We start from the raw sequence: 25249 nt of genomic DNA on the forward strand, positions 1-25249 counted from the left end.
TTCCACGCGCGCCCCTTGCCAGGCGCCGCCGGGTTCCACAAAGGTGTGCCGACGAACCTTTGATCGAAGCAGTTCCAACGATGAAGTCGACACACATCTGGAGCGCCTCATGGCTCAGGGAACCGAAACACCCGCCGGACCACCCGGTGACGCGGGCCCGGCGAAGTCCGGCACGGACGCGTACCTGCACCGCCGGACCCTGCGCCGCGGCAGCGCCGGCTGGCTCCTGCTGACCGGGCTCGGCGTCGCCTACGTCGTCTCCGGGGACTTCTCCGGCTGGAACATCGGCCTGTCCAAGGGCGGCTTCGGCGGACTCGCCGTGGCCATGGTCCTGATGGGCGTCATGTACGCCTGTCTGGTCTTCGCCCTGGCCGAACTCTCCGCCATCCTCCCCACGGCGGGCGGCGGTTACGGCTTCGCCCGGCGGGCGCTCGGCACCTGGGGCGGCTTCCTGACGGGAACCGCCATCCTCATCGAGTACATCCTCGCCCCCGCCGCCATCTCCCTCTTCATCGGCGACTACGTCGAATCGCTCGGCCTGTTCGGCCTCACCTCCGGCTGGCCCGTCTACCTCGCCTGCTTCGCGATCTTCATCGGCATCCACCTCTGGGGCGTCGGCGAGGCGCTCCGCTTCAGCCTGGTGGTGACCGTCATCGCGGTGGCCGCGCTGCTGGTCTTCGCCGTCGGCGCGTTCACCGAGTTCGACGCGGGCCGCCTCAACGACATCCCGGCCGACGCCTCCGCCTTCGGCTCCTCCTCCTGGCTGCCGTACGGACTCCTCGGGATCTGGGCCGCGTTCCCCTTCGGCATGTGGTTCTTCCTCGGAGTGGAGGGTGTTCCGCTCGCCGCCGAGGAGGCCAAGGACCCGGTCCGCTCGATGCCCAAGGCCCTGGCCATCTCGCTGGCCGTGCTGGTCTTCCTGGCCCTCATCACCTTCGTCTCCGCCACCGGCGCCCAGGGGGCGAACGCCATCAAGGAGGCCGGGAACCCGCTCGTGGTGGCCCTCCAGGGCGACGGCGAACCGACCGCCCTGAGCCGCTTCGTGAACTACGCGGGCCTCGCCGGACTCGTCGCCTCCTTCTTCTCCCTGATCTTCGCCGGATCCCGCCAGCTCTTCGCCCTCTCCCGGGCGGGCTATCTGCCCCGCTTCCTCTCCCTCACCAACCGCCGCAAGTCCCCCTACCTCGGCCTGCTGATCCCCGGCGTCATCGGCTTCACGCTCGCCGCCTGGAGCGGCAACGGCGGCCGGATGCTGAACGTCGCCGTCTTCGGCGCCACCATCAGCTACGCCCTCATGGCCCTCTCCCACCTGGTGCTGCGCCGCCGCGAACCGGAGCTGCCGCGCCCCTACCGCACTCCCGGCGGCGCGCTCACCTCGTCCGTCGCCTTCGCTCTGGCATGCTCGGCCCTGGTGGCGACCTTCCTGGTGGACCGCGACGCGGCGTTCATCGCGCTCGCCGTGTACGCGGTGGCGCTCGCCTACTTCGCCTTCTACAGCCGTCACCGGCTGGTCGCGGGAGCCCCGGAGGAGGAGTTCGCCGCACTGGCGGCGGCCGAGGCCGAACTGGCCCGCGACTGATCACGCCGGGCGCCCCGGCCGCCGACGTCTGTCCCGACCGACCCGAAGGAGTACGTTCCATGCCCCGGCCCGTCATCGGCATCAGCACCTACCAGGACCCCGCCCGGTGGGGGGTGTGGGAGATGCCCGCGGTGCTGCTCCCCGCCGCCTATCCGCGCCTCGTCCGGGCGGCGGGCGGGCTCGCGGTGCTGCTGCCGCCCGATGACGCCGAGGACGCGGCCCGGGACACCGTCGCCGCTCTGGACGGGCTGGTGATCGCCGGGGGAGCGGACGTCGAGCCTGCCCGGTACGGGGCGGTCGCCGACCCCCGTACCGGCCCCCCGGCCCGCGAACGCGACGCCTGGGAGCTGGCGTTGATCCGGGCGGCGATCGACCAGCAGGTCCCCCTGCTCGGCATCTGCCGGGGCATGCAGCTGCTCAACGTCGCCCTCGGCGGCACGCTGATCCAGCACCTGGAGGACCACACCGGCGGCCTCGGCGTCTTCGGCAGCCACGCGGTGACCCCCGTGACCGGCACCGCGTACGCGGACGCCGTCCCCGAGACCGCGATGGTCCCCGCCTACCACCACCAGGCGGTCGACCGCCTCGGCACCGGCCTGGTGGCCTCCGCCCACGCCCCGGACGGGACGGTGGAGGCCCTGGAACTCCCGGACCACGCAAGCCTGGTGCTCGGGGTGCAGTGGCATCCGGAGATGGGCCGGGACACCCGGGTCATGGCCGCCCTGGTCCGGGCTGCCGGGGAGCGGGTGGCGTCGACCCCTCGAACCCCGGACCGGAGTAGTCGGGCCCCGCGAACGCCGGTGAGCTGAACCGCGATCCGCGACTCTCGCCCGCACCCGGCGCGGCCACCGCCGCCTCGGCCAGCTCCTGGAGGAGGAACGGCCGGATCCCCCGGTCGCGCAACGCCACGAGCCACGCCTGACGGGCCTGGGCGAGTGCGGGGACATCGCCGGCATCGACGGCGGCGGACGGACCCGGCACGGCCACCGCGTCCGCCGCCGACTGCCTCGCCGCCGTCCGGTAGAGGGCGACCACACTGACCAGGGCCGTGACCGCCGCGACCACCAGACTGAACCAGCCCGCGCCGACCAGGGTGTCCGCCAGGGCGGACAGGGCACCGGCGAGCCGCAGACCGTACCCGAGCACCAGGAACGTCGCCGCGGCCACGGCGGCGAGCACCGGTGTCAGCACCCCGAGGACCGCCAGCACTCCGGCCCCCGGACGCTCCTGATCGCCGGGACCGGAGAGCGGCGTCGCCCCGGCGCCCCGTCGCCCGCCCTGCGCGCCCCGCACCCGCAGCCGCAGGGCCGTGTACCTCCGGTACTCCGCGTCGGCGGCGGCCGTCGTGCGTGCCACGGCCGCCAGACCCCGGACGCGCAGCCGGTCGGCGGGGGCTCCCGAGCGCTCCAGCAGACATCGGATCTCCGGGGAGGCGATCACCTCGTCGAGCGCGCTCGCGTAGTCGGATCTGTCCTCGTCCCCGAGCCGGGAAGGTCTGCCCATGCTGTCCCTCGGTCGATACGTGCGTCGGTACGTGCGCTGATACGTGTGGGGCGGGGAGCTACAGGTGCTGCGCGACCGCGGGCATGAGGTCCTGGAAGGTCCGGCCGTCCGCCGCCGCGCCGATCGCGGTCATCTGCCAGCCCGAGCCGGTGCGCTGGACCTTGGCCATGATCTGGGCGGTGTGCCGCCCGCCACCGGTCAGGGTGTACCGGGCCAGCTCCTGGCCGTTGCTCTCGTCGACCAGCCGGCAGAAGGCCGCCTCGACCTCCTCGAAGGTCTGGCCGGTGAACGAGTTCACCGTGAAGACGATCTGGTCCACATGGGCGGGTACGCGCCGCAGGTCGACGACGATGGACTCGTCGTCGCCGCCCTGGCCCGCCCCGCCGACCCGGTTGTCCCCGGTGTGCTGGACCGAGCCGTCGTCGCTGGTCAGATGCTGGAAGAAGACCACGTCCTGCGGGTCCCGGCCGGCGAAGAGCACCGCCGAGGCGTCCAGGTCGATCTCGCGCGCGGTCAGCCGCGCCAGAAATCCCTTGCGGGGAGCGGACTTCCAGCCGAGACCCATCCGTACGACGTCGAGCTCGCCGCCGCCGGACTTGGTGAGGCTGACCTGCTGGCCCTTGGTGAGGTTGATCGTCATCGTTCCGCCTTCCGTGATCGTGTCCGAGCGACTCAGAGACTGACGCCGAAGTCGGCGACGATGCCGCTCAGCCCGGATGCGTAACCCTGCCCGACCGCACGGAACTTCCACTCCGCGCCGTGCCGGTACAGCTCGCCGAAGACCATCGCCGTCTCGGTGGAGGCGTCCTCGCTGAGGTCGTAGCGGGCGATCTCCGCGCCGCCCGCCTGGTTCACCACCCGGATGTACGCGTTGCGGACCTGGCCGAAACTCTGGCCCCGGCTCTGGGCGTCGTGGATCGAGACCGGGAACACGATCTTCGCGACGTCCGCGGGCACCGAGGCGAGATCGACCTTGACGATCTCGTCGTCGCCCTCGCCCTCACCGGTGAGGTTGTCGCCGGTGTGCTCGACCGAACCGTCGGGGCTCTTCAGGTTGTTGTAGAAGACGAAGTGGCCGTTGGACAGCACCTTGCCCGACTCGTCGCAGAGCAGCGCGCTCGCGTCCAGGTCGTAGTCGGTGCCGGTGGTGGTACGGACGTCCCAGCCGAGACCGACGAGGACCGCGGTCAGCCCGGGGGCCTCCTTGCTCAGCGAGACGTTTCCGCCCTTGGCGAGGCTCACACCCATGTTCTTCTCCCTTTGTCCGGCAGCGGTGAGGAAAATCTACAGCACTGTAGATTTGCCGGGCCGGGAGGCGGGCGGGCCACGGGCGGACGAGTGGCGTGCGCCGGACGGGTACGGGCCGTCCGCGCCGGTCGGTGGCCCGCCCCTCCGTCGGCTGGATACGATTCCCCGATGCCCGGCGGGTCCAGTGCCACGGCCGGGTGGCCGAACGGGGAGATCCGGACGGCGAGACGGAGACGACGGAGAGAGGGGCCGCGCCGTGAACGCCGAAAGAGCCGGTGGCGAACGGGAGACGCCCGCCCGCAGGCGCGGCCAGGGCGAGCTGGAGGCCCAGGTGCTGTCGGTGCTGGGCGAGGCGAGCGAACCGGTGACCGCCGCCTGGGTGCTGGAGCGGCTCGACGCGGACCTCTCGTACAGCACGGTCATCACCATCCTGACCCGGCTGCACGCCAAGCAGGCGGTCACGCGCACCGGGCGGGGGCGCCCCGTCCTGTGGGAGCCCGTCGCGAACGAGGCGGGGCTCGCCGCCCTGCGGATGCGCCGGCTCCTCGACAAGCAGAGCGACCGGGACGCGGTGCTCTCCAGCTTCGTCTCCGTCCTCTCCTCCCACGACGAGGACCTGCTGCGGTCCCTGCTCGCCGAGAGCGGACCCGACGACACCGGCGCGCCCTCGGGCCGGCCGGAGCGCTGACGATGGGGGTCTTCGTCTACCTGCCCCTCGTGCTGCCCCTGACCGCGCTGCCCATCGCGCGCCTGGCCGAACAGCATCTGCACCCCCGCAGAGCCGCCCGGCTGCTCACCACCGTCGCCGTCATCCTCGCCTCCTGCAGCCTGCTCTGCCTCGGGCTGCTGGTCGTCGTGGGAACCGCCCAGCTGCCCGGCAACCCGCTGCCCGACGGCTGGTCCGACGACGAGGTCCGCGAGGCCGTGCCGCACGACGCGTTCGCGGGCAAGGCGTCCATCCTGGCGCTCGTCGTCGTGACCGGGGCCTGCGGATCCATCGTCCACCGCCACTTCCGCTTCCGGGCCCGGGCCCACCGGGCGCTCCGGGGGCTGGGAGGGGCCGACGGCATCGCCGTGCTGCCCGACGCCACGCCGTACGCCTACGCGCTGCCCGGCTCCCCGGGAAAGGTGATGGTCTCCACGGGGATGCTCGCCTCCCTCGAACCGGCAGAGCACCGGGCCCTGTTCGCCCACGAGCGGGCCCATCTGGCGGGCCGCCATCACCGGCTGCTGCTCGCGACCCGGCTGGCCGGCTGTGTCAACCCCCTGCTGTGGCCGCTGGTCGGGGCCCTGGTCTACAGCACGGAGCGCTGGGCGGACGAGGAGGCGGCCCGGGTCACCGGCGACCGCCGGCTGACCGCCCGCGCGGTCGGCAAGGCGGCGCTCGTCGCCCGCCCGGTGCCCGGCGGCGCGGTCTTCGCCGCCTTCGCCACCGCGGGCCCGGTGCCCCGCCGGGTGGCGGCGCTCCTGGGGCCGGTGCCGCCGGACCGCGGTTGGCCCCCGGCCCTCACCCCGGCCGGGGCCGCCGCGCTCGTCGCGGCGGCCGGGGCGACCGTCTCCGCACTGTCCTCACTCAACGCGGCCGTCGCCCTGTTCCTCGTCCTGAAGGCGGCGACCCCGCTGTAAGGGGTATCCGTTCAGTCCGGATGCATTCCCTTTGGTGTGATGCGCCCCCTTTGGCGTACGGTTCTCGCCACGGAGGCCGCCCCCGAAGAACTCCTCTACGTCGCTGTAGAGTTCATGGACCGCAGGCCCGGCCGTGGGCAGAGCCGGAACGTGCCGGTGCGGCGGAGCGGGCCCCACCCCTCCACACAGTGGCTGGAACCACCCAGCCGGACAGGAGCCACGCGTTGTACGCCAGTACGGGCCCTTCGGGGCCTGACCTCCGCCCTCCGAGGGCTGACTTCCACCGCGTCCGGTCCGCCGACGCGGCCACGGGCCGGCCCGGCCGCCGCCGCTCCCGCGGGGCGGAATCCTGATGATTGCCGCGCTTCTCGGTCTCCTGGCCGTCTTCGTCCTGACCGCGGGAACCGGCTACTTCGTGGCCCAGGAGTTCGCTTACGTCTCCGCCGACCGCCTCACCCTCTCCCGGGAGGCCGCGGCCGGTGACAAGCGGGCCGCCCGCGCCGTGCAGGTGCTGGAGCGCCTCTCGTTCATGCTCTCCGGCGCGCAGCTCGGCATCACCGTCACCGGGCTGGTCGTGGGCTTCCTCGCCGAACCGTCCGTCTCCACGCTCCTGCGGCCCGTCCTCAGCGGCACCGGCGTGCCCGACGGCGTGGTCTCCGGCATCTCCGTCGTGCTGTCCTTCGTGGTGGCGACCGTCATCCAGATGGTCCTGGGGGAACTCGCCCCCAAGAACCTGGCCCTCGCCGTCCCCGAGCGGATGGCGAAGTCCCTGGCCGCCTCCACCCTGATCTACCTCCGGGCCGTCGGCCCGGTGATCCACATCTTCGACAGCGCGGCCGATCGGCTCCTGCGCCGGATCGGTGTCGAACCCGTCGAGGAGCTGCATCACGGCGCCACCCTGGAGGAGCTGGGCCACCTCATCGGCGAATCCCGCGAACAGGGCGAGCTGCCCGCCGCCACCGCCGAACTGATCGACCACGCCCTGGAGTTCTCCGAGCGGACCCTGGGTGAGGTGATGGTCCCGCGCGCCGACGTCGCCTTCGTCCGCCGCGACGCCCCCGCCTCCGAGGCCGTCGAGCTGATCGCCCGGCACGGGCACTCCACCTACCCGGTGCTCGGTGACCACCCCGACGACCCGGCCGGCGTCCTCGGCGTACGGGAACTGATGCGGCTGCCCGCCTCGGAGATCGGCCGCACCACCGTCGGCTCCCTGGCCCGCCGCCCCCTCCTGCTGCCGGAACTGCTCAAGCTCCCGGCGGCGGTCGCGCAGATGCGGGAGCGGGACGACGAGTTCGCCGTGGTCCTGGACGAGCACGGCGGTCTCGCCGGGATCGTCACGTACGAGGACATCGCCGAGGAGCTCGTCGGGGACATCGCCGACGAGTCCGACACCGTCGTCGAACTCGCGGTCGCCGACGGCTCCGGCTGGGTCGTGGACGCGGGCCGTCGCCTCGACGAGATCGAGGAGGCCACCGGGGTCGAACTGCCTCAGGAGAGCGACGACTACGACACCCTGGCCGGACTGATCATCGACCGGCTCGGCCGCTTCCCGACAGTGGGGGACCGGCTGACCGTCCCCGGCGTCCGGATCACCGTCCGGACGCTGGACCGGCACGTCGCCGAGTACGTCCGCATCGAGCGCGAGGACCGCACCGCTGACGCCGATCGGGCCGCCGGCGCCGATCGCACCGGACAGGAGCCGCAGGCATGAGCTTCCCCCTGGCCCTCTTCGTGACCGTCCTGCTGCTGATCGGCAGCGGCTTCTTCGTCGCCGCCGAATTCGCCCTCGTCGCCTCCAGACGACACCGCATGGAACAGGCCGCCGCCCGCGGTCAGCGCGGTGCCAGGGCGGCGCTCGCCGGAATGCGCGAGCTGTCGCTGATGCTGGCGGGCGCCCAGCTCGGCATCACCATCTGCACCCTGGGCCTCGGATCCGTCTCCAAGCCCGCCATCTCGCACGAGCTGGATCCGCTGCTGGAGAAGCTCGGACTGCCCGCGGCCCTCAGCTACGGCATCGCCTTCGCGCTGGCGATGATCATCGTCGTCTTCCTGCACATGGTGGTCGGCGAAATGGCCCCGAAATCCTGGGCCATCGCCCACCCGGAGCGCTCGGCGATGCTCCTGAGCCCGGCCTTCCGGGCCCTGGTCAACGCCGTACGCCCGCTGATCCGGCTGATGAACTGGATCAGCAACGGCCTGGTGCGGCTCTGCCGGGTCACCCCGCGCGACGAGCTGACCTCGGTGCACAACCGGGACCAGCTCACTCACCTGATCGAGGAGTCCGAGCGGCTGGGGCTGATCAGCCAGGGCGACTCCGGCCTGATGACCCGGTCCCTGACCGAACCGCAGGCCCCGGTCTCCACCGTGCGGATCCCGGCCGAGCGGATCGCGACCGTCCGGGCCGACGCGGGGCTCGACGAGGTCCTGGCCACCGCCGCCGACGCCGACCGCACCCGCCTGCTGGTACGGGACGGGGAGGAGGTCCTCGGGTCGGTGCACGCCCGGGACGCCCTCGTGGCCCGCGCCGGAGGCCGGGCGGTCCTCGCCCGGGACCTGGCCCGCCCGGTCCCGGAACTCGCCCCGGACGCCACCGCGGCGCACGCGGTGGAGCAGTTGCGGGAGCGGCGCGCCACGATCGCCGTCGTCCGGGACGGGGACGGGCGGATCACCGGACTGGTCAGCCTGGACGACCTGCTCGCCAGGCTGCTGCACCCGCCGACGGCCGCCTGACCGGCGTTACAGGTCCCGACGCTCGGTCGCCTCCCCGCGGATCACCCGGGGAGACGACCGGGCGTCGTCGTTCGCGGCGCCCGTCCCGGCGCCCGGGGGACCGGCCCGCGAGGCGTCCTGCTCCTTGAGGGCCCGCTTCTCGCTCTTGAGGATGCGGGCGGCCTTGCCTGCGGACCGCACCAGATCCGGCAGCCTCTTGATGCTCAGGACCACCACGATCACGAGAAGAACAAGGGTGAGTTCGCCGATCCCCAACATGGCTGCTGCTTTCTCTGGAGCGGTCTGTGACGGAGGCAATCTACAGGTCTGTAGAGTATCCGCTCGCGGGTTCCGTGATCAGGCCGCCCGGGCAACCTCCCTACCGGCGAGTCCTCTTCGGCGGCCTCGGGGCCGGGACGAGGCGGAACGCCGTGTTGAGGACATGGTCGGCCACATCGCGCGAGGGCTTGTCCGTGAGGTCGGTGAGCAGCCGGGCCAGGAGGTCGAGGAGGAACGGCGATCCCATGACGTACCGGTTGAGCACCGGCTGGAAGCCGGAGCGGCTGAAGAGCAGATCGGCCGCGGTGTTGCCCAGCCGGTAGTAGCGGCCCCAGCGGCGGTTCATCTCCACCGGGTAGCCGCGCAGCACCTGTTCGCGGCGGTGCCCCTGAGGGTGCGCCAGGGCGAGGGCCGTGGTCTCGGCGGCCACCTCGCCCGCCTCCATCGCCTGGGCGATGCCCTCACCGTTCCAGGGGCTCACCATCCCGCCGGAGTCACCGGCCAGCAACAGCCCCCGGGCGTACAGCGGATGGCGGTTGAAACCGAGGGGCAGGGCGGCGCTGCGCACCGGCCCCTCCGCGTTCTCCTCGCGCAGCCCCCACTGCTCCGGAGTGCGGGCCAGCCACTGGTCCAGGGTGGCGCGCAGGTCCGCCTTGCCGTGCCGCCGGTGGGGGAGCGCCCCCAGCCCGACGTTGACCCGGCCGTCGCCCATCGGGAAGATCCAGCCGTAGCCGGGGAGGTACGGACCTCCGCCGGGAAAGCGGAGGTCGGCCCACAGCTCCAGGTACTCCTCCCGGGAGCGTTCCGGGCTGCGGTAGTAGCGCCGGGCGGCGGTCGCGATCTGGCGTCGCGGGTCCCGCTCCAGGCCCAGCGCCAGGGCGAGACGGGCGGACGCCCCGTCGGCGGCGATGACGACCGGCGCGCGGAAGTCGACCGGGTCCGGCACGTCCGGGGAGTCCGAGGACGCGGCGACCCCGGTGACCCGGCCCGCCCGGTCCGTCAGCGGCCGCTCCGCCTTCCAGCCGCTGTGGAGCCGAGCCCCCGCCGCCACGGCGTGCCGGGCCAGGATGTCGTCGAAGTCGTGCCGGCTGCGGGAGAGGCCGAAGTCCGGGTAGCGGCCCAGCGCCGGCCACTCGATGTGCACCCGGTGCTTCCCGGCCACCCAGCGCATCCCGCGTGAACGCGTCCAGCCCGGTGCGGTGATGTCGACGCCCATCCGGATGAGCTGGTGCACCGCCCGCGGGGTGAGGCCGTCACCGCAGACCTTCTCCCGGGGGAAGCGGGCCTTCTCCAGCAGGATCACGTCCACCCCGGCGCGCGCCAGGTGGTACGCGGCCGAAGAGCCGGCCGGGCCCGCCCCCACCACGATCACCTGGGCGTCCGTCTCCGTACGGGACGGCTCCCGTGCGTCCGTGTCCGTCGGCTGCTCCCGCATGACCACCCCTTCGTCAACGGCCGTTGCCTGCCCGGGGCGGCGGCCCCGGGCAACATCATCGATCAGGACGGGCCGGGGCGATACCCGGCGTCCGGACAACGGGCGTGGCAGGAGGGGGCGTTCGTCCGGCCGGTGGGTCAGCCCTCGCCGCTCCGGGCCGCCGCCGCGGCGACCTGGTGCAGCGTCCGTCCCGTACGGGCGGACCGGGCGTGGTACGGGTCGGGTGAGCCGGGCCGGTCGCGTACGGCGAGGCGGTCGTTGGCCTTGATCAGCAGCCAGGCCTCATGGCCGCCGCTGTCCGGCTCGTCGCCCTTCTGGACGCGGGTGAGCGCGAACTCGCCGTGCAGCTTCGACCCGTACAGCCAGAACGTCGCGTGGCCCAGCTCCAGGGACTCGGAGAAGGGGACGGAGTCGCCCTGGCCGTCGTGCCCGAGCGGCCGGTAGGTGCCCTGGTCCCAGACGATGACCGTGCCGCTGCCGGACTCGCCCCGGGGGATGACCCCCTCGAACTCGCGGTACTCCAGAGCGTGATCCTCCGTCGGCACGGCGAGCCGCCGGTCGCTGGGGTTCTCCGACGGCCCGCGGGGCACCGCCCAGGACTTCAGTACGCCGTCGACCTCCAGCCGGAAGTCGAAGTGCAGCCGTCGCGCGTCATGGATCTGCACGACGAAGTGGGGTCGCGGTGTGCCGTCGTTCTCCACGTCGTGCTCCCTTCGCGCCCGGTCCGTATCTCCACTCTGCCGCCGCCCGGGGGGAACCGCACGACGGGACCGCCGCCTTCAGATGCATATGCCGATGAACCATGCCGTTCCTTCTCCGGTCCGGACCAAGTTATTGACGGCTCCTGTGGCACTCCCTTAAATCAAGAATTGAAATATGCGCCCGAGGAGATCGCCCCAACCGTTCACCTCTCGGCGTTGACCTGTCATGCGCATGCACTTCATGTGCATGTCCCCCCACGCGAAGTGATGTGATGACCGTGCACCCCACGCACTCCACGGCGCGCAGCGTCTCCCGGCGCCGCCGCGTCGCCCTCCACGCGGCGGCGCTGCTCTGCTGTTCCGCCATCCTCACCGCACTCCCCGGCGGAGCGTCCGCCGCACCCGCCGCCGACTCCCCGGCCCCTGGACCGGGCGCCATGGCCGTCGCCTTCGAGGACCAGTTCGACGGGCCGGCCGGCGCCGGCGTGGACGGAGGCAAGTGGCAGATCGAGACCGGCGACAACGTCAACAACCACGAGCGGCAGTACTACACGCCGGGCAACGGCAACGCCGCCCTCGACGGCCAGGGCAACCTCGTGATCACCGCCCGGAAGGAGAACCCGGGCAACTACCAGTGCTGGTACGGGGCATGCCGGTACACCTCGTCCCGGCTCAACACCTCCGGAAAGTTCGCCGCCGCCTACGGCCATGTCGAAGCCCGGATCAAGATCCCGCGCGGCCAGGGCATCTGGCCCGCCTTCTGGATGCTGGGCGACGACTTCGGCAACGTCGGCTGGCCCGACAGCGGCGAGATCGACATCATGGAGAACGTCGGCTTCGAGCCCGGCACGGTCCACGGCACCCTGCACGGCCCCGGCTACTCCGGTTCGGGCGGCATCGGCGCCGCCTACACCCTGCCCAACGGCCAGGCGTTCGCCGACGACTTCCACACCTTCGCCGTCGACTGGGCACCCGACTCCATCACCTGGTCCGTCGACGGCAACGTCTTCCAGCGACGCACCCCCGCCGACCTGGGCGGCAACCAGTGGGTGTTCAACAAGCCCTTCTTCCTCATCCTGAACCTCGCGGTCGGCGGCTACTGGCCCGGCGACCCCGACGGCTCCACCCGGTTCCCGCAGCAGATGGTCATCGACTACGTCCGGGTGACGACGTCGTGACGACCGGCGGCTGACCGGGAGCCCCGGAAACGTGGACGGCGGCAGAGGTGCTCCTGCCGCCGTCCGCCCCGTCCCCCTCCACCCGCCCGCCCCGCCCGGCACGAGAAGCGGAATAGCATGATCCTCATGGAACAGCGCACACTCGGCAGGACCGGCCGTGACGTCTCGGTCGTCGGACAGGGCACCTGGCAACTCGGCGGTGACTGGGGCGAGGTCGCGGAGGACGACGCGTTCGACGTCCTCGACGCGGCCGTCGAATCCGGCGTCACCTTCTTCGACACCGCGGACGTGTACGGGGACGGCCGCAGCGAACAGCTCATCGGCCGCTACCTCAAGAACCGCCCCGACGCGGACGTCTTCGTCGCCACCAAGATGGGCCGCCGGGCCGACCAGGTGCCGGAGAACTACGTCCTGGACAACTTCCGCGCCTGGAACGACCGTTCCCGGGCCAACCTCGGCACCGACACACTCGACCTCGTGCAACTGCACTGCCCGCCCAGCAGCGTCTACTCCTCCGACGCCGTCTACGACGCCCTGGACACCCTGGTCGCCGAGCAGCGGATCGCCGCCTACGCGGTGAGCGTCGAGACCTGCGCGGAGGCGCTGGCCGCCATCGCGCGCCCCGGCGTGGCGAGCGTGCAGATCATCCTCAACCCGTTCCGCCTCAAGCCGCTCGACGAGGTCCTCCCGGCGGCCGCCGCCGCGGGCGTCGGCATCATCGCCCGGGTCCCCCTCGCCTCCGGCCTGCTCTCCGGCAAGTACACCAAGGACACCGTCTTCGGCCCGGAGGACCACCGGACGTACAACCGGCACGGCGAGGCGTTCGACCAGGGCGAGACGTTCTCCGGCATCGACTACGCCACCGGCGTCGCCGCGGCCGCCGAGTTCGCCGGGCTGGCCCCGGAGGGCGCCACCCCCGCGCAGACCGCGCTGCGCTGGATCATCCAGCAGCCGGGCGTCACCAGTGTGATCCCCGGGGCGCGTTCGGTGGAACAGACCCGCGCCAACGCGGCTGCCGCCGCCCTGCCGCCGCTGCCGCAGAGCACGCTGGACGCCGTGCGGGAGCTGTACGACCGGTCGATCCGCGCGGAGGTCCACGGCCGCTGGTGATGGCGGCGGACGGGGAGTGATGAACGGGGGAGCGGTGAGCGGGACTCAGTCGTCCCGCTCGTCCTCCCCGTCCTCTTCTCCGTCCCCGTCGCGCTCCTGCTGCGCGTCCTGCTGCTGCGTGCCCTGCTGCTGATCGCCGTCGCCGGCGTCCCGGGAGGGGGCCGACGGGGCCGAGGACGGGCTCTGGTCCGGCGTACCGGCGGAGCTGGAGTCCGGGGAGAACAGGATCATTCCCAGATACACGGCGACCAGGAACGTCGCCGTGCCCGCGATGGCGCTGGCCACCCTGGGGCGCCGCCGGATCGCCTCGCGGGTGCTGCGACGACGGGCCGGAGCCGAACGGGCCGGCGCCTGCCGTCTGCGCCCCGTGGGCCCCGGAAGCCGGTACGTCGTGGGGCCGACCGGTGCGGACGGGGCCGCGGGGGAGGGCTTCGGCGCCATGGGGGCGGTCGCCCGGTGCGATGGGGGCGTCTGCGCGGGGAGGGGCTCCGGCAGGCCGCGCCAGGCGTCGGTGCGGAACCAGTCGGAGACCTGCTGTGCGGTGGGCCGCTCCTCCGGCTGTTTGGCCAGCAGCCCGAGCAGATACGCGTCGAAGGCGGCGGAGATCTCCACACCGTGCTGCCGCAGCGGGACCGGCGGGGTGTCGACATGCTGGTACAGCGTCGCAGTCGCCGTGTCGGAGCGGAACGGGGGCTGCCCGAGCAGCAGTTGATAGACGACGCAGCCCAGGGAGTACATGTCGGAGGCCGAGTCGGCCGTACGCCCCAGCGCCCGCTCGGGGGCCAGATAGAGGCTGGTGCCGACGATGTGACCGGCCGTCGTCAGCGCGGTCGAGGGGTCGTCGACGAACTGGGCGATCCCGAAGTCGCCGATCTTCACCGACCCGTCCGCGTCCAGCATGAGGTTGCCCGGCTTGATGTCGCGGTGGACGATGCCCTGGCGGTGCGCGGCGGCGAGTCCGGCGGCCGCCTGGCCGGCGATCCGGGCGACCAGTTCGGGATGGACGCGCTCCTGGGCGGCCAGCAGGTCGCCGAGGCTCTGGCCCTCGACCAGCTCCATCACCAGGAAGAACCGGTCCTCCCAGGCGCCGAAGTCGAACACCGCCACCAGATGCGGATGGCTCAGCCGGGCGGCGGTCTGGGCCTCCAGCCGGAAGCGGGCGGTCGACGAGGCGTCCGCCTGGTCCCCCAGCAGGAGCTTCACGGCCACGGCCCGTCCCAGGACCTCGTCCGTGGCGCGCCACACCTCGCCCATGCCGCCACGACCGATGGGGGATACCAATCGGTACCGACCAGCTACCAGCACCTGTACACCTATCTCGAATCGTCGCCCGCTCCGGCTGTCGGCACCCCGGGGCACCCGGTCTCCGACGGAGTCCGGGGCGGTGCGGTGAACGACATGATCAGGATATCGGTCCGGCGGGCCCCGGATACCCCGACGGCCCCTTTACCGGACTCGGCTGACGGCCCGCCACATCTACCGGGCACTGCCGCATGCGCGGACGGCTCGGCGGCCGGGAGTCCCCATCCGCCGAGCCGTCCGCCGGACCATCGCTCCGGTCACCCGGCAGCGGCCCCGGGGCCGGGCCCCGGCCGGTCGCGGTCGCCCGCCGCGCGGCCCACGGACTCCACCAGCGGTAGCACCCGGTGCGCCACCCGCTCGCGCAGGGCCACATCGGTCCGGGTCCTGACGACCCCCGGCAGCTGGATCAGCCGCTGGATCACGTCCTCCAGGTGCCCGTTGTCCCGGGCGACGACGCGGGTCAGCAGATCGCCGCCGCCCGTCGTCGAGAACGCCTCGATGATCTCGGGCACGGCCGCCAGCGCGTCACCCACCTCGACCAGATGCCCCTGGGTGACCTCCAGGTGGACGAAGGCGAGCACGGGGTGGCCGAGCGCGGCGGGGGAGAGGGTCGGCCCGGTGCCGGTGATCACGCCGTCGCGCTCCAGCCGGTCGAGCCGCGCCTGCAGGGTGCCGCGGGCCACGCCGAGGATGCGCGCGTACTCCCGGACGCTGGTGCGCGGCTGCTCGATCAGCAGGCGCAGGATCCGGGTGTCGAGAGCGTCCACCGCCATGATCCGCCGATCTCCTTCCGAGCCGTCCTGTCCGGCCCCGACTGTACCCAGGGCGAGAGGGCCGTCCCGGAACAGCGAGGCCGCGACAGGCGCATCACCCGTCGTCCGTGGCCCCCCGTCCCCCGTGGCCCCCCGTCGTCCGTGGCCGCCCGTCGTCCGTCACCCGTAGGACGACGACAGCACGGCCATCACCACGACCGTCAGGGCGAACTGGACCACGGCGGCAGCCCGGAACCGCCCCCAGCACAGGGCCACCCCGATCGCCGTCAGCAGGCCCCCGCTCCACAGCAGCTCCGTCACCGGGAGGGCGGCGTCCTCACCGTTGTGCGCCGCGGCCCAGCCCCGCATGCCGACGGCGAGCCAGGCGTAACCGCCCACCAGGATGTCGAGCGGCAGGAGGCCCAGGAACACCAGAAGGTTCGCCGTGCCGGTGCGCGGCTCGCGCCGCCGCCCCAAGCCGGCCGTGCGCATCCCCGTGTGCGTGTCCATGTCCATGACGGGATCCTGCGCCGGGGAGGCTCTCCGGGGATGAGTACGCGTACTTATCCCGGGACGGCCCGTCTCGTCCCCGGATGGTCCGTTGGCACGCTGGTGGCCGAATATCCGCCCATTTCACTGGTCCATTGGTACAGGATATTCCTCCCGGTTTGATCCAAGGGTTCGGCAGATGCTGCAATGGTGGCGTCGATGGCGCTGCGGACTTCCGCGGCGCCTTTTTCATGCGAGTTCTGCGGCGACGCGGAAGGGGTGGAAGCGTGCTGAAGAGGGTGTTCGTGGCGCCGGACCCGGGGCGGGTCCGGCTGCGCTTCGCCTGCCGTGCCGTGGTCGGCATCGGCCTCGCCGTCGTGCTGTGCGGGCTAGTCGGGCATTCGCTCGTCGCGGCCATCACCGGCGGCCTCGCGGCTCTGCTCGCCCTCTTCACCGTGACCGACCCGACGGTGCGCGGGCAGGCCGCCACCACCGCCCTGCTCCCCGTCGCCGGTCTGCCCGTCCTCGCCGTCGCGGCGGCCCTACACGACCAGCCCCTCGCCCGGGACCTGGTCTTCCTCGCCGTGCTGGGGGCCGGCGTGTACGCCCGGCGCTGGGGGCCGCGCGGGCACGCGCTGGGCGTCTTCGCGTTCATGATGTTCTTCGCCGCCCAGTTCCTGCACACCGTGCCCGGCCAGCTCCACGAGCTGTACGCCGCCGTGGCGCTGTCGCTGTGCGCCTCGTCCACCGTTCGCTTCGGCCTCTGGTGCTACGAGCGAGGGCTCCCCGCCGCCGCCCAGCCCGCGCCACCGGAGATCCGGGGGCGGCTGCGCGTCACCACCCGGCAGGCCGTCCAGGCCACCCTGGGCGGGGCCTTCGCGCTCGGCATCGGGCAGGTCCTGTCCGACGAACGGTGGTACTGGGCGGTCGGCGCCACCTGGTGGGTCTTCGTCAACACCACCTCGCGCGGCGAAACGCTCGTCCGCGGATTCCGCCGGGTCCTCGGGACCGTGATCGGCATCGTCTCCGGCTTCGCGGTGGCCATCCCGCTCGACGGCGCCGCCGTCCCGACCGCCGCCGTCGTCGCGGTCGGCGTCTTCGGCATCTTCTACACGGCGGCGGTCTCGTACAGCTGGATGATGTTCTTCGTGACGCTGATGGCCGGCATGCTCTACGGCTCGCTCGGCGTCCTGGACGCCGCCCTGCTCTGGCTGCGCGTCGCGGAGACCGCCGTCGGCGCGCTCGGCGCGGTGCTCGCCGTGCTGCTGGTGCTCCCCGTCACCACCCACGCCATCACCGACGCGTGGATCCAGAAGGCGCTGCGGTGCGTCCACGCCTGCACGGCCGAGGCGGCCGACCGGCTCGCCGGGTCGACGCTCGCCGACCCCGCGCCCCGCGTCGCCGAGCTGGAGATGCTGCTCGGCCGGGTCAGGCTCTCCCTCGCACCGCTGGTGCACCCCCTGAGTCCGCTGCCGGCCCGCAAGGTGCGCGCCCGCCAGGTGATCGCGCTGCTGGACGACTGCGTACGGGAGGTACGGGGTCTGGCCTCCATCGCCGCCGACCCGGACGCCTCGCACGACGCGCGGTTGTCCGCCGCGTGCTCCCGGGTGGAGGCGGCCGTCGAAGCCCTGACCGCGCCCGAGGGTGCCCGCGGCTTCCACCTGCCCGAACTGCCCGCCGCTGCCGTGGACCCGGCCCTGGCCCACCTGCATGGCCTGGAGCGAGCGCTCGCCGGACTCGTCAGCCCGCTGAGCCACGCCCCGCGCGCGGCGTCCACGAGCGCCTGACGTCCGGCGCCGTGCGCTTCCGACGCACGGTCGAGTCCGCTGTACGGCCGAGCCCCGCACGGTCGAGTCCGCTGTACGACCGAGATGGCCCTTTTGCTCTCATATGTCCCACATGGCAGCCTTGCCCGTAAGGGGAGGAGCAAGGTGAGAGTCCGCTGCCGCCGTCCTCGACCGGGCGGTGGCCCGAGCATGTGGAGATGGACAGCGTGGCAACATCCCTGCAGCACAAGCCGCATACCGGACACGATCACGCGCACGGCGAAGGCTGTGGACACGTGGCGGTCCCCCACGACGATCACGTCGACTACGTGCACGACGGTCATCTGCACCGTGCGCACGAAGGCCACGCGGACGAGTGCGAGGCCGCCGGTCACCACGAGCACGCCGGCCACGACCACGTGCACGGTGAGAGCTGCGGGCACGTGGCGGTCCCGCACGGCGACCACCTGGACTATGTGCACGACGGCCACCGCCATGCGGCTCACGCCGGCCACTGGGACGATCACTGACCCTTCCCCGGGCCGGCTGAAGGGTGCCGGTGGCTCACTCTCCGAGTGACCGCCCGCCCCTGGCCGACGATGCCCTGGATTGGTCTGGACCGCAGCGGCCTGCCTGCTACCGTCGCCCGTGAAGATCGCGGCGACGGTGAAGAGGGGTAGCGCAATGATCGGCAACAGCGCCGGGCGGGCATTCTTGGGGTCGTTCACCTCGGCGGGCGGGCTCGGCATCACCGCCGCCTCCGTGGACCGGGAGACCGGAGCCCTGACCGTCCTCGGGTCCACGGACGCCGTGCCCGACCCCTCCTTCCTCGCGGTCGGCCCCGGCGAGAGCGGCACGCTCCTGTACGCCGTCGGGGAAAGCGCCCCGGGCGTCGCCGCCGCCTTCGCCGTCGACGGGGACGTACCGACGCTCCTGGGCCCCGCCCAGGCTGTCGACGGCGATGCGCCCACCCACCTCGCGCTCGCCGCGAACCACCTGGTCACCGCCAACTACACCTCCGGCAGCGTCACCGCCCTGCCGGTCCTCGCCGACGGCACCCTCGGGGCGGCGGTCTCGGTGCTCCAACACGAGGGCAGCGGCCCCGACGCCGACCGTCAGGAGGCCCCGCACGCCCACCAGGTCCTCGCCGACCCCTCCGGGAACTGGCTGGTCAGCGTGGATCTGGGCACCGACTCCGTACGCGTCTGCGCCCTGGACCCCGCCACCGGGGCCCTGCGTCCGCACGGCGAGACGGCGCTGCGTCCGGGCACCGGACCGCGCCATCTGGCCTTCCACCCCTCGGGCGCCCTCGCCTACGTCCTGGGCGAGCTGGAACCGACTCTCACCGTGTGCCGCTGGGACGCGGCTACGGGCCGCCTCGACGTCCTCGGGGAGACCCCGGTGCTGCCCGAGCACGAGACGGCCGACGAGGCGGTGCGCACCTATCCGTCCGAGGTGGTCGTGGCCCGCGACGGTCGCTTCCTGTGGACCGCCAACCGCGGGCACGACAGCATCTCGGTGCTCACCCTCGACGAGAGCGGCGAGAAGGCGGCCCTGGTGGCAACCGTCGGCTGTGGCGGCCGCTGGCCGCGCGACCTCACCCTCGACCCGAGCGGCCAGTGGCTGTACGCGGCCAATGAGCACTCGGGGAACGTCAGCTGGTTCGCCGTGGACGCCGAGACCGGCATCCCGCGACACGCGGGCTCGGTCGAGGCCCCCGCCGTCTCCTGCGTCGTCCTGGTCTGACCTCGGCCCCTGCGGCCGGTCGGCCGGGCCCGGCCACGGCAGCCCGGGAACAGCGCGGCGGGCCCGGACCGGGGATTTTTCCTCCGGTCCGGGCCCGCCGCGCTGTCCGGCTTCCCGAGCCGCCGCCCGAGGGCGACGGCCTCCGGTCAGTGCGCCTGAGCTCCCTGGGTGCCCTGCGGCGTCGCCGGCGTGATGCCCAGCGTCGTGGCGTACAGGGACAGCACGAGCTTGCCGATCGCCGGGTAGGCGCCCAGCGGCTCGGCCGTCGCGCAGCCCGCCTCCTTCGCCGCGGTGTCCAGCAGGCCGGGGTCGACCTCCGGGCCCACCAGGTAGGGCGCCAGCGCCAGCTGCGCGGAACCCGAGCCCTGCAACTGCTCCGCGATCGCGGCGACCGAGCCCTCCACGTCCAGCGCGGCGGCCATCACCGGCACGGCGAGCCGGGCGGCCAGCAGCATGCCGGTGATCCCCGCGGCCTGCACGGCCTCTTCCCCGCCCACGGTGGCCAGCACGATGCCGTCGGCGGCCGTGGCGACGGTGAACAGCCGGGCGCGGTCGGCACGCGCGAGACCGGCCTCCGACAGCCGTACGTGCAGGGCCTCGGCGAGCAGCGGGTGCGGGCCGAGCACATCGGTCAGCTCGGCCTGCGTACCGCTGTCCATCACGGCCTGCCGTATCCGCCGGATCAGCGCGCTGTCCGGACCCGCGAGCAGCGGGACCACGACGGCGGACGGACCGGTGGGCTCGGCGACCTCACGGCCGGCCGCGACAGCCTGCTCGAAGCGCGCGACGCGCTCGGCGGCGTTGTGGGTGAGAACGGTGGCAAGGGTCGGGTACTCGGCATCGTCGCCGTCGAGGTAGCCGATCCGGGCGTTGAGGCCGGGCAGCTCGGAACGGGCGATGCTGATCACTTCATCGGCCAGGCTGCGCGTGGCCGATGAAGGGGTACCGGGAACGGCGAGAACGAGCGCGGCAGCGCCCTCGGGTGCGACCACGGGCTCCGGGCGGCGGTGCCGTCCGGACTGGCGAGGTCGCGGCATTCGTACAGGCAGGCCGGAAGCGGGCCCAGTGGGGGTGCTCATGGCGCCGCATGCTACTGGTTTTGCCTGCCCCTCTGTTCGGGGAGGGGCAGGTCGAGCGTTAACTATCCGCTTATGTCCGATGAGTGATGTACCACCGGAGTGTCCCTGTCTGTCGGCTCGCTGTTTCCCCCGGTTCGCCCGTTCGTCCTTCCCTCCGTCACCCTGACCGGGGGGAGGCGCGCACCACTGGATCCGCGTGCTGTCCGGTCTCCTGCTCCAGGGGTACGAACAGCATCGTCGGGTGACGCGGCAGACGCAGGTCCCCGGCCGCCAGGGCGCGCGCGATCCGGAGTGCGCCCGTCAGTGGATCGCCCGTCGCGACGGTCACCCGGGCCCCCGGGAGCAGCTGTGCCAGTTCCTCGCGCAGAGGTGCGATCAGCGGTTCGCCCATCCGGAACAGGCCGCCGGTCAGGGCCACTTCGCCGGTCCCGCCGCCCTCGCCCGGCTCACCGTCCGATCCGGCGGGCGCCGGGCACACGGCCGCCGCCGCCTCCGCGACATGGCCCGCGGCCTGCCGCAGAATGCCGGCGGCGATGGGGTCCGCTCCGGCGCACGCCGCCACCTCAGGGGCGAACGAGGCCAGCACGGCCGGCCGGTCGGAGCGTGGGTAGAGCAACCCCGGCAGCTCCTCCGCCGGCCCGAACACGGCCCGCAGCCGGTCCAGCAGCGCGGCGGAACCGCCACGCCGCCCGTCATGGGCCCGCATCGCCGCGTCCAGCCCGGCCCGGCCGATCCACGCGCCGCCGCCGCTGTCACCCAGAAGATGACCCCACCCGTCGGCCCTGTGCCACTCCTTCAGGTCCGTACCGAGGGCGATCATGCCCGTGCCGCCGGCGACGACCGCGCCCGGGCGCTGCCCCACCGCGCCCGCGTAGGCCGTCACCGCGTCGGCGGCCAGCGCCACCCGGCGTGCCCCCAGGGCTTGCGCGAGTGCGCCGGGAAGCTCCGCCCGCAACCGCTCGCCCAGCGTGGCCATCCCGGCGGCCCCGATCGCCACCGCCGCGACCTCACCCGCCGGAACGCCGTCCGCCGGAACGCCGTGAGCTCGCGGGGCGTCGCTCCGGCCTTCCGCCGACGCGGCGGCCGAAGCCCGGTCCAGCAGCTCCCGGGCGGCGGGCAGCAGCTGATCCAGCAGATGCCCGGCGTCGATACCGCCCGGACCCGTCCGTACCGGCTCGGCGCAGACCGTCGTCGCGAGGGGCCCCGGCTCCTTCACCCGGCCGAGCGCCACCCGCAGCCCGGAGCCCCCGGAGTCGACGCCGAGGACATACGCACCGGGACCGGCCGGATCGCCGACCGGCCCGGTGCGGGCCCCGGCCGGCCCGGGATGGGTCACGGAAGCCGCCAGTCCACCGGCTGCGCTCCCTGGCGCTCCAGCAGTTCGTTGACCCGGCTGAACGGCCGCGAACCGAAGAAGCCCCGGTCCGCGGACATGGGGGAGGGGTGCGCGGACTCGATCGCCGGGTAGTCACCCAGCAGCGGGCGCAGATTGCGGGCGTCCCGCCCCCACAGGACCGACACCAGCGGAGTGCCCCGGGCCACCAGCGCCTTGATCGCCTGCTCGGTCACCTCTTCCCAGCCCTTGCCCCGGTGGGCGGCGGGCCGCCGCGGCGCGGTGGTCAGTGCCCTGTTGAGCAGCAGCACCCCCTGCCTGGTCCACGGAGTGAGATCGCCGTTGGACGGCCTGGGCAGCCCCAGATCCCCGTGCAGCTCCCGGAAGATGTTCTCCAGGCTGCCCGGCAGCGGCCGGACGTCGGGGGCCACCGCGAAGCTCAGCCCGATCGCGTGTCCCGGGGTGGGATACGGATCCTGGCCGACGACCAGCACTCTCACCTCCTCGAACGGCTGCTGGAACGCTCGCAGTACGTGCGCCCCGGAGGGCAGGTACGTGCGTCCCGCCGCGATCTCCGCGCGGAGGAAGTCGCCCATAGCGGCGATGCGTTCGGCGACGGGTTCGAGGGCGTCGGCCCACCCCGGCTCGATGATCTCTTTCAACGGTCGTGCTGCCACGGCCCGCACTCTACTGCTGATACGACCACTCCGATCAACTGCCGTCGGTGCTCCCGCCGGCGACCCGTCAGCCGAGCGCCACCGCCCGTACGCACAGGACGTCCGGCAGATGGGAGGCGAGCTGCTGCCAGCTGTCCCCGTCGTCCGCGCTGGCGTACAACTCGCCGTTGCGGTTGCCGAAGTAGACCCCGGCGGGGTCGGCGTCGTCGGTGCAGAGTGCGTCCCGCAGCACGGTGCCGTAGTGCGCCCCGTCCGGCAGGCCCTCGGAGAGCGGCTCCCAGGTGAGCCCCGCGTCGGTCGTACGGAACACCCGGCAGCGGTGCTCCGCCGGAACCCGGTCGGCGTCGGCGTTGATCGGGAAGACGTATGCCGTATCGCCTCGGTGCGGGTGTGCGACGGCGGCGAACCCGAAGTCGGAGGGCAGCCCCGCGCCGATGTCGCTCCAGTGGTCACCGGCGTCGTCGCTGCGGAACACGCCCCAGTGGTTCTGGAGATAGAGCCGGTCCGGGTCGGCCGCGTCCCGGGTGACCTTGTGGACGCACTGCCCGAACTCCGGGTCCGGGTCCGGGAGGAAGACCGCGGAGACGCCCCTGTTCGACGGCTCCCAGCTCGCCCCGCCGTCCTTCGTCCGGAACACCCCCGCCGTCGACACGGCGACCGTCACGGCCCTGGCGTCCCGGGAGTCGGTCAGGATGGTGTGCAGCCCCTCACCGCCGCCGCCCGGCTCCCACCGGGAGCGGGTCGGGTGCTCCCAGAGCGGACGGACCAGCTCGAACGACTCGCCCCGGTCCTCGGAGCGGAACAGCGCGGCCGGTTCGGTGCCCGCGTAGACCACGTCCGGTGCCTCGGGGCCCGCCGGATGCAACTGCCAGACCCGCTCCAGCGAAGCCCCGGTGGACTTGGGGAACTTCACCGCGGGCTGCCGTGGCTCCACCCAGGTCTCGCCCAGATCGTCCGAGTGGAAGACGGACGGCCCCCAGTGCGCGCTGTCCCCGCCGACCAGGATTCTCGGGGTGTCCCCCCTGGTGTCCACGGCCACCGAGTAGATCGCCTGCGCGTTGAAGTGCGGGCCCGTGATCTCCCAGGTCCCGCCGCGTCTGCGGCCGATGAAGAGACCTTTGCGGGTGCCTGTGGTGAGCAATACATCGGTCATGGTCCTGGACCTCCCGAAACGACGCTGTGCCGGAACAGTGCCAGTCTGCACCCGGCCACTGACAGCGGCTCGCGCACACGCCCGCCGCCCGCCCAGCCGCCCCAAGGGGTGCGGTTCCTGGGACGGCCCGCGTGTCCGGCTCCCTTGACCGGTGTCCGGTGGCGGTTCTAGCGTCCGAGCTTCGTAGAAAGCGCTTGCGGTGCAGTCGGGGGACCGTGCCGCCCAGACCCAGGAGCTCCCGTGGTGACCTTCGAAGGACTGCCCGGCGCCGTCGCCGTCTCGCATCTGACCGTCTATGACTGGCCTGCGGCCGACGGGCTGCGCGGGGGCACCCCGCATCTCCACCTGACCTGCTCGGAGGGGTACGTCGTGGTGGGTGGCAGCGGCTCCGTGCAGACCCTCACGGCCGCCGGGTACCGGGAGACCCCGCTGACCCCCGGGGCGCTGGTCTGGTTCACTCCCGGCACCATCCACCGCCTGGTCAACGAGGACGGGCTGGGTCTCATCGTGCTGATGCAGAACAGCGGGCTGCCCGAGGCGGGCGACGCCGTGCTCACGCTGCCGCCCGGCAGGCTGAAGGACCCGGACGACTACCGCACGGCGGTGGCGCTCCCGGTGGACGCCGGGGAGGCCGTGCAGGAGAAGGCGGCGCGGGCCCGGCGCGACCTCGCCGTCGAAGGGTTCCTGGCCCTGCGCGAGGCCGTGGAGGACGGCGACCGGGAGCCGCTGGCCGCGTTCCACCGGGCCGCCGCCGCGCTCGTCCGTCCCCGTACGGGGGAGTGGCGCACCCGCTGGGAGAACGGGGCCGCCACGGCCGCCGCCGCGACCGCCCACCAGCTCGACGCCCTGGGCCGGGGCGAGGCCGGCCACCTCGCCGACGCCCGCGTCCACGCCGAACGCCCCTCGGCGTACGGCAGGTTCGGCATGTGCGGCCGCCTGGACGTCTACCGCACCTGACCTCACCGCGCCGAGCGGCCCCGCCGGACGGTGACCGCCGGACGCCGATCCGGCCGAGCCGCCCTGTCGGCCGCCGGGCCCGCTCGTACGGCCGGCCGCCGGGTGCTGACATCCTGGTGGCGGCCGGACAGGGACCGGAGACGGCCAGGGCCAGGAACACCGAGGAGACGACGATGAGCAGCGGGAACGGGATCACGGACGCCGACGGCCACCCTGTGCGGATCGCGGTCACCCCGGCCACTCCGGGGGAAGACCCCGCCTCCGCACCCCGTATCGGCATCCGGCTCACACCCTCGGCGGGTGAGCTCGTCTGGTCCTGCACCCCCGAGGCGGCCCGCGAGCTGGCCGCCGAACTCCTCAGGGCGGCCGAGGAGACCGAGAACGCGCCGGCGGGGCGCCCCGTCACGGTCGAGGCGGGCCGACTGCGCCGCGGCGACGTGCGCGCCGGCGACCGTGCCATGACCGTGGAGAGCGCCCGTACCGACGGCGCCACGGTCCATGTCACCTGGAAGTCCGGGGCGGGGCGCAGCTGGACCCAGGCCTACGCCGCCGATGCCGCCATCACCCTCAAGCGGCGCCTCCCCGAAGGCCGTTGACGCCGGAGGCCCTCATGTCCCGGGCGGGACG

General features: G+C 73.1%; 26 protein-coding genes. 13 read left to right on the forward strand and 13 right to left on the reverse strand.

The window, feature by feature from the left end:
- Nucleotides 1–109: 109 nt before the first annotated feature.
- Together eat and IE145_RS29325 are read left to right on the forward strand one after the other, a co-directional pair.
- On the forward strand, nt 110–1579 hold the full coding sequence (gene eat, locus IE145_RS29320) for an ethanolamine permease (protein WP_189528458.1): 1470 nt from the start codon (nt 110–112) through the stop codon (nt 1577–1579).
- Nucleotides 1580–1638: 59 nt separating this feature from the next.
- Nucleotides 1639–2388: a gamma-glutamyl-gamma-aminobutyrate hydrolase family protein gene (locus IE145_RS29325; RefSeq protein ID WP_189528459.1), complete on the forward strand. Its 750-nt coding sequence runs from the start codon at nt 1639–1641 to the stop codon at nt 2386–2388.
- On the opposite strand, the gene IE145_RS29330 is transcribed toward IE145_RS29325, so the two are convergent.
- The 3 genes from IE145_RS29330 to IE145_RS29340 are packed head-to-tail and all read right to left on the reverse strand — an operon-like array spanning nt 2291 to nt 4330.
- Nucleotides 2291–3082: a hypothetical protein gene (locus IE145_RS29330; RefSeq protein ID WP_189528460.1), complete on the reverse strand. Its 792-nt coding sequence runs from the start codon at nt 3080–3082 to the stop codon at nt 2291–2293. The two genes, IE145_RS29325 and IE145_RS29330, sit on opposite strands and share 98 nt — an antisense overlap.
- 58 nt (nt 3083–3140) lie before the next feature.
- Complete coding sequence (locus tag IE145_RS29335) at nt 3141–3722, reverse strand: TerD family protein (RefSeq protein WP_069739447.1); 582 nt, start codon at nt 3720–3722, stop codon at nt 3141–3143.
- A 32-nt stretch (nt 3723–3754) separates the two neighbouring features.
- Nucleotides 3755–4330, reverse strand: coding sequence for a TerD family protein (locus IE145_RS29340; protein WP_075267716.1), 576 nt, complete (start codon nt 4328–4330; stop codon nt 3755–3757).
- 256 nt (nt 4331–4586) lie between these two features.
- Here IE145_RS29340 and IE145_RS29345 point away from each other — a divergent pair, with 256 nt between their 5' ends.
- The 4 genes from IE145_RS29345 to IE145_RS29360 all read left to right on the forward strand — a co-directional run bounded on the left by IE145_RS29345 (nt 4587) and on the right by IE145_RS29360 (nt 8686).
- Nucleotides 4587–5018, forward strand: a complete 432-nt coding sequence (locus IE145_RS29345; RefSeq protein ID WP_189528461.1) for a BlaI/MecI/CopY family transcriptional regulator — start codon at nt 4587–4589, stop codon at nt 5016–5018.
- A 2-nt stretch (nt 5019–5020) separates the two neighbouring features.
- Nucleotides 5021–5956 carry a M56 family metallopeptidase gene (locus IE145_RS29350; RefSeq protein ID WP_189528462.1) on the forward strand — a complete coding sequence of 312 codons (936 nt, stop codon included), beginning with the start codon at nt 5021–5023 and terminating at the stop codon, nt 5954–5956.
- Between the two features lie 352 nt (nt 5957–6308).
- Complete coding sequence (locus IE145_RS29355) at nt 6309–7667, forward strand: hemolysin family protein (protein ID WP_189528463.1); 1359 nt, start codon at nt 6309–6311, stop codon at nt 7665–7667.
- Nucleotides 7664–8686 carry a hemolysin family protein gene (locus IE145_RS29360; protein ID WP_189528464.1) on the forward strand — a complete coding sequence of 341 codons (1023 nt, stop codon included), beginning with the start codon at nt 7664–7666 and terminating at the stop codon, nt 8684–8686. The genes IE145_RS29355 and IE145_RS29360 overlap by 4 nt, the downstream gene beginning before the upstream one ends.
- Before the next feature lie 6 nt (nt 8687–8692).
- Here IE145_RS29360 and IE145_RS29365 read toward each other — a convergent pair whose 3' ends face one another.
- The 3 genes from IE145_RS29365 to IE145_RS29375 form a co-directional block, all read right to left on the reverse strand.
- Nucleotides 8693–8944, reverse strand: a complete 252-nt coding sequence (locus IE145_RS29365; RefSeq protein WP_189528465.1) for a twin-arginine translocase TatA/TatE family subunit — start codon at nt 8942–8944, stop codon at nt 8693–8695.
- Between the two features lie 100 nt (nt 8945–9044).
- Nucleotides 9045–10379 carry a geranylgeranyl reductase family protein gene (locus IE145_RS29370; RefSeq protein ID WP_189528466.1) on the reverse strand — a complete coding sequence of 445 codons (1335 nt, stop codon included), beginning with the start codon at nt 10377–10379 and terminating at the stop codon, nt 9045–9047.
- A gap of 137 nt (nt 10380–10516) precedes the next feature.
- Entirely contained in the window at nt 10517–11080 is a 564-nt protein-coding gene (locus IE145_RS29375) for a DNA polymerase ligase N-terminal domain-containing protein (RefSeq protein WP_189528467.1), read from the reverse strand.
- Nucleotides 11081–11352: 272 nt separating this feature from the next.
- Here IE145_RS29375 and IE145_RS29380 point away from each other — a divergent pair, with 272 nt between their 5' ends.
- Both IE145_RS29380 and IE145_RS29385 read left to right on the forward strand, forming a co-directional pair.
- On the forward strand, nt 11353–12258 hold the full coding sequence (locus IE145_RS29380; RefSeq protein WP_189528468.1) for a glycoside hydrolase family 16 protein: 906 nt from the start codon (nt 11353–11355) through the stop codon (nt 12256–12258).
- 117 nt (nt 12259–12375) lie between these two features.
- Nucleotides 12376–13368 carry an aldo/keto reductase gene (locus tag IE145_RS29385; protein WP_189528469.1) on the forward strand — a complete coding sequence of 331 codons (993 nt, stop codon included), beginning with the start codon at nt 12376–12378 and terminating at the stop codon, nt 13366–13368.
- Nucleotides 13369–13413: 45 nt separating this feature from the next.
- Here the strand turns inward: IE145_RS29385 and IE145_RS29390 are convergent, their stop codons facing one another.
- The 3 genes from IE145_RS29390 to IE145_RS29400 form a co-directional block, all read right to left on the reverse strand.
- Nucleotides 13414–14622, reverse strand: coding sequence for a serine/threonine-protein kinase (locus IE145_RS29390; RefSeq protein WP_229825938.1), 1209 nt, complete (start codon nt 14620–14622; stop codon nt 13414–13416).
- A gap of 305 nt (nt 14623–14927) precedes the next feature.
- A complete protein-coding gene (locus IE145_RS29395) occupies nt 14928–15443 on the reverse strand; it encodes an Lrp/AsnC family transcriptional regulator (protein WP_189528471.1) in 516 nt (171 codons plus the stop codon).
- Between the two features lie 159 nt (nt 15444–15602).
- Nucleotides 15603–15938 carry a hypothetical protein gene (locus IE145_RS29400; protein ID WP_189528472.1) on the reverse strand — a complete coding sequence of 112 codons (336 nt, stop codon included), beginning with the start codon at nt 15936–15938 and terminating at the stop codon, nt 15603–15605.
- A 260-nt stretch (nt 15939–16198) separates the two neighbouring features.
- Here IE145_RS29400 and IE145_RS29405 point away from each other — a divergent pair, with 260 nt between their 5' ends.
- From IE145_RS29405 to IE145_RS29415, 3 genes are all read left to right on the forward strand, one after another.
- Complete coding sequence (locus IE145_RS29405) at nt 16199–17698, forward strand: FUSC family protein (protein WP_189528473.1); 1500 nt, start codon at nt 16199–16201, stop codon at nt 17696–17698.
- Between the two features lie 197 nt (nt 17699–17895).
- The gene (locus tag IE145_RS29410) at nt 17896–18207 is read left to right on the forward strand and encodes a hypothetical protein (RefSeq protein ID WP_189528474.1); all 312 of its coding nucleotides are present in this window, start codon (nt 17896–17898) and stop codon (nt 18205–18207) included.
- A 154-nt stretch (nt 18208–18361) separates the two neighbouring features.
- Nucleotides 18362–19423: a lactonase family protein gene (locus IE145_RS29415; protein ID WP_189528475.1), complete on the forward strand. Its 1062-nt coding sequence runs from the start codon at nt 18362–18364 to the stop codon at nt 19421–19423.
- Between the two features lie 146 nt (nt 19424–19569).
- Here IE145_RS29415 and IE145_RS29420 read toward each other — a convergent pair whose 3' ends face one another.
- From IE145_RS29420 to IE145_RS29435, 4 genes are all read right to left on the reverse strand, one after another.
- The gene (locus IE145_RS29420) at nt 19570–20502 is read right to left on the reverse strand and encodes a sirohydrochlorin chelatase (protein ID WP_189528476.1); all 933 of its coding nucleotides are present in this window, start codon (nt 20500–20502) and stop codon (nt 19570–19572) included.
- A 157-nt stretch (nt 20503–20659) separates the two neighbouring features.
- Nucleotides 20660–21838, reverse strand: a complete 1179-nt coding sequence (locus IE145_RS29425) for an N-acetylglucosamine kinase (protein ID WP_189528477.1) — start codon at nt 21836–21838, stop codon at nt 20660–20662.
- The gene (locus tag IE145_RS29430) at nt 21835–22512 is read right to left on the reverse strand and encodes a uracil-DNA glycosylase (protein WP_030112429.1); all 678 of its coding nucleotides are present in this window, start codon (nt 22510–22512) and stop codon (nt 21835–21837) included. The genes IE145_RS29425 and IE145_RS29430 overlap by 4 nt, the downstream gene beginning before the upstream one ends.
- Before the next feature lie 67 nt (nt 22513–22579).
- On the reverse strand, nt 22580–23665 hold the full coding sequence (locus tag IE145_RS29435; protein ID WP_189528478.1) for a WD40/YVTN/BNR-like repeat-containing protein: 1086 nt from the start codon (nt 23663–23665) through the stop codon (nt 22580–22582).
- Between the two features lie 240 nt (nt 23666–23905).
- Between IE145_RS29435 and IE145_RS29440 the strand changes: the two genes are divergently transcribed.
- Complete coding sequence (locus IE145_RS29440; protein ID WP_189528479.1) at nt 23906–24622, forward strand: cupin domain-containing protein; 717 nt, start codon at nt 23906–23908, stop codon at nt 24620–24622.
- Between the two features lie 173 nt (nt 24623–24795).
- On the forward strand, nt 24796–25218 hold the full coding sequence (locus IE145_RS29445; RefSeq protein WP_189528480.1) for a hypothetical protein: 423 nt from the start codon (nt 24796–24798) through the stop codon (nt 25216–25218).
- The last annotated feature ends 31 nt before the right edge of the window (nt 25219–25249 follow it).

The organism is Streptomyces sindenensis, from assembly GCF_014649035.1.
GTDB classification, from domain to species: domain Bacteria; phylum Actinomycetota; class Actinomycetes; order Streptomycetales; family Streptomycetaceae; genus Streptomyces; species Streptomyces sindenensis.

Excerpts from the sequence above, each read along its gene's own strand:
- IE145_RS29420 (WP_189528476.1), bottom strand. The coding sequence starts at position 20,502 with ATGAGCACCCCCACTGGGCCCGCTTCCGGCCTGCCTGTACGAATGCCG.
- IE145_RS29340 (WP_075267716.1), bottom strand. The coding sequence starts at position 4,330 with ATGGGTGTGAGCCTCGCCAAGGGCGGAAACGTCTCGCTGAGCAAGGAG.
- IE145_RS29390 (WP_229825938.1), bottom strand. The coding sequence starts at position 14,622 with ATGGGCGAGGTGTGGCGCGCCACGGACGAGGTCCTGGGACGGGCCGTG.
- IE145_RS29380 (WP_189528468.1), top strand. The coding sequence starts at position 11,353 with ATGACCGTGCACCCCACGCACTCCACGGCGCGCAGCGTCTCCCGGCGC.
- IE145_RS29360 (WP_189528464.1), top strand. The coding sequence starts at position 7,664 with ATGAGCTTCCCCCTGGCCCTCTTCGTGACCGTCCTGCTGCTGATCGGC.
- IE145_RS29435 (WP_189528478.1), bottom strand. The coding sequence starts at position 23,665 with ATGACCGATGTATTGCTCACCACAGGCACCCGCAAAGGTCTCTTCATC.
- IE145_RS29370 (WP_189528466.1), bottom strand. The coding sequence starts at position 10,379 with ATGCGGGAGCAGCCGACGGACACGGACGCACGGGAGCCGTCCCGTACG.
- IE145_RS29445 (WP_189528480.1), top strand. The coding sequence starts at position 24,796 with ATGAGCAGCGGGAACGGGATCACGGACGCCGACGGCCACCCTGTGCGG.
- IE145_RS29385 (WP_189528469.1), top strand. The coding sequence starts at position 12,376 with ATGATCCTCATGGAACAGCGCACACTCGGCAGGACCGGCCGTGACGTC.
- IE145_RS29330 (WP_189528460.1), bottom strand. The coding sequence starts at position 3,082 with ATGGGCAGACCTTCCCGGCTCGGGGACGAGGACAGATCCGACTACGCG.
- eat (WP_189528458.1), top strand. The coding sequence starts at position 110 with ATGGCTCAGGGAACCGAAACACCCGCCGGACCACCCGGTGACGCGGGC.
- IE145_RS29355 (WP_189528463.1), top strand. The coding sequence starts at position 6,309 with ATGATTGCCGCGCTTCTCGGTCTCCTGGCCGTCTTCGTCCTGACCGCG.
- IE145_RS29415 (WP_189528475.1), top strand. The coding sequence starts at position 18,362 with ATGATCGGCAACAGCGCCGGGCGGGCATTCTTGGGGTCGTTCACCTCG.
- IE145_RS29325 (WP_189528459.1), top strand. The coding sequence starts at position 1,639 with ATGCCCCGGCCCGTCATCGGCATCAGCACCTACCAGGACCCCGCCCGG.
- IE145_RS29410 (WP_189528474.1), top strand. The coding sequence starts at position 17,896 with ATGGACAGCGTGGCAACATCCCTGCAGCACAAGCCGCATACCGGACAC.
- IE145_RS29350 (WP_189528462.1), top strand. The coding sequence starts at position 5,021 with ATGGGGGTCTTCGTCTACCTGCCCCTCGTGCTGCCCCTGACCGCGCTG.
- IE145_RS29365 (WP_189528465.1), bottom strand. The coding sequence starts at position 8,944 with ATGTTGGGGATCGGCGAACTCACCCTTGTTCTTCTCGTGATCGTGGTG.
- IE145_RS29335 (WP_069739447.1), bottom strand. The coding sequence starts at position 3,722 with ATGACGATCAACCTCACCAAGGGCCAGCAGGTCAGCCTCACCAAGTCC.
- IE145_RS29400 (WP_189528472.1), bottom strand. The coding sequence starts at position 15,938 with ATGGACATGGACACGCACACGGGGATGCGCACGGCCGGCTTGGGGCGG.
- IE145_RS29395 (WP_189528471.1), bottom strand. The coding sequence starts at position 15,443 with ATGGCGGTGGACGCTCTCGACACCCGGATCCTGCGCCTGCTGATCGAG.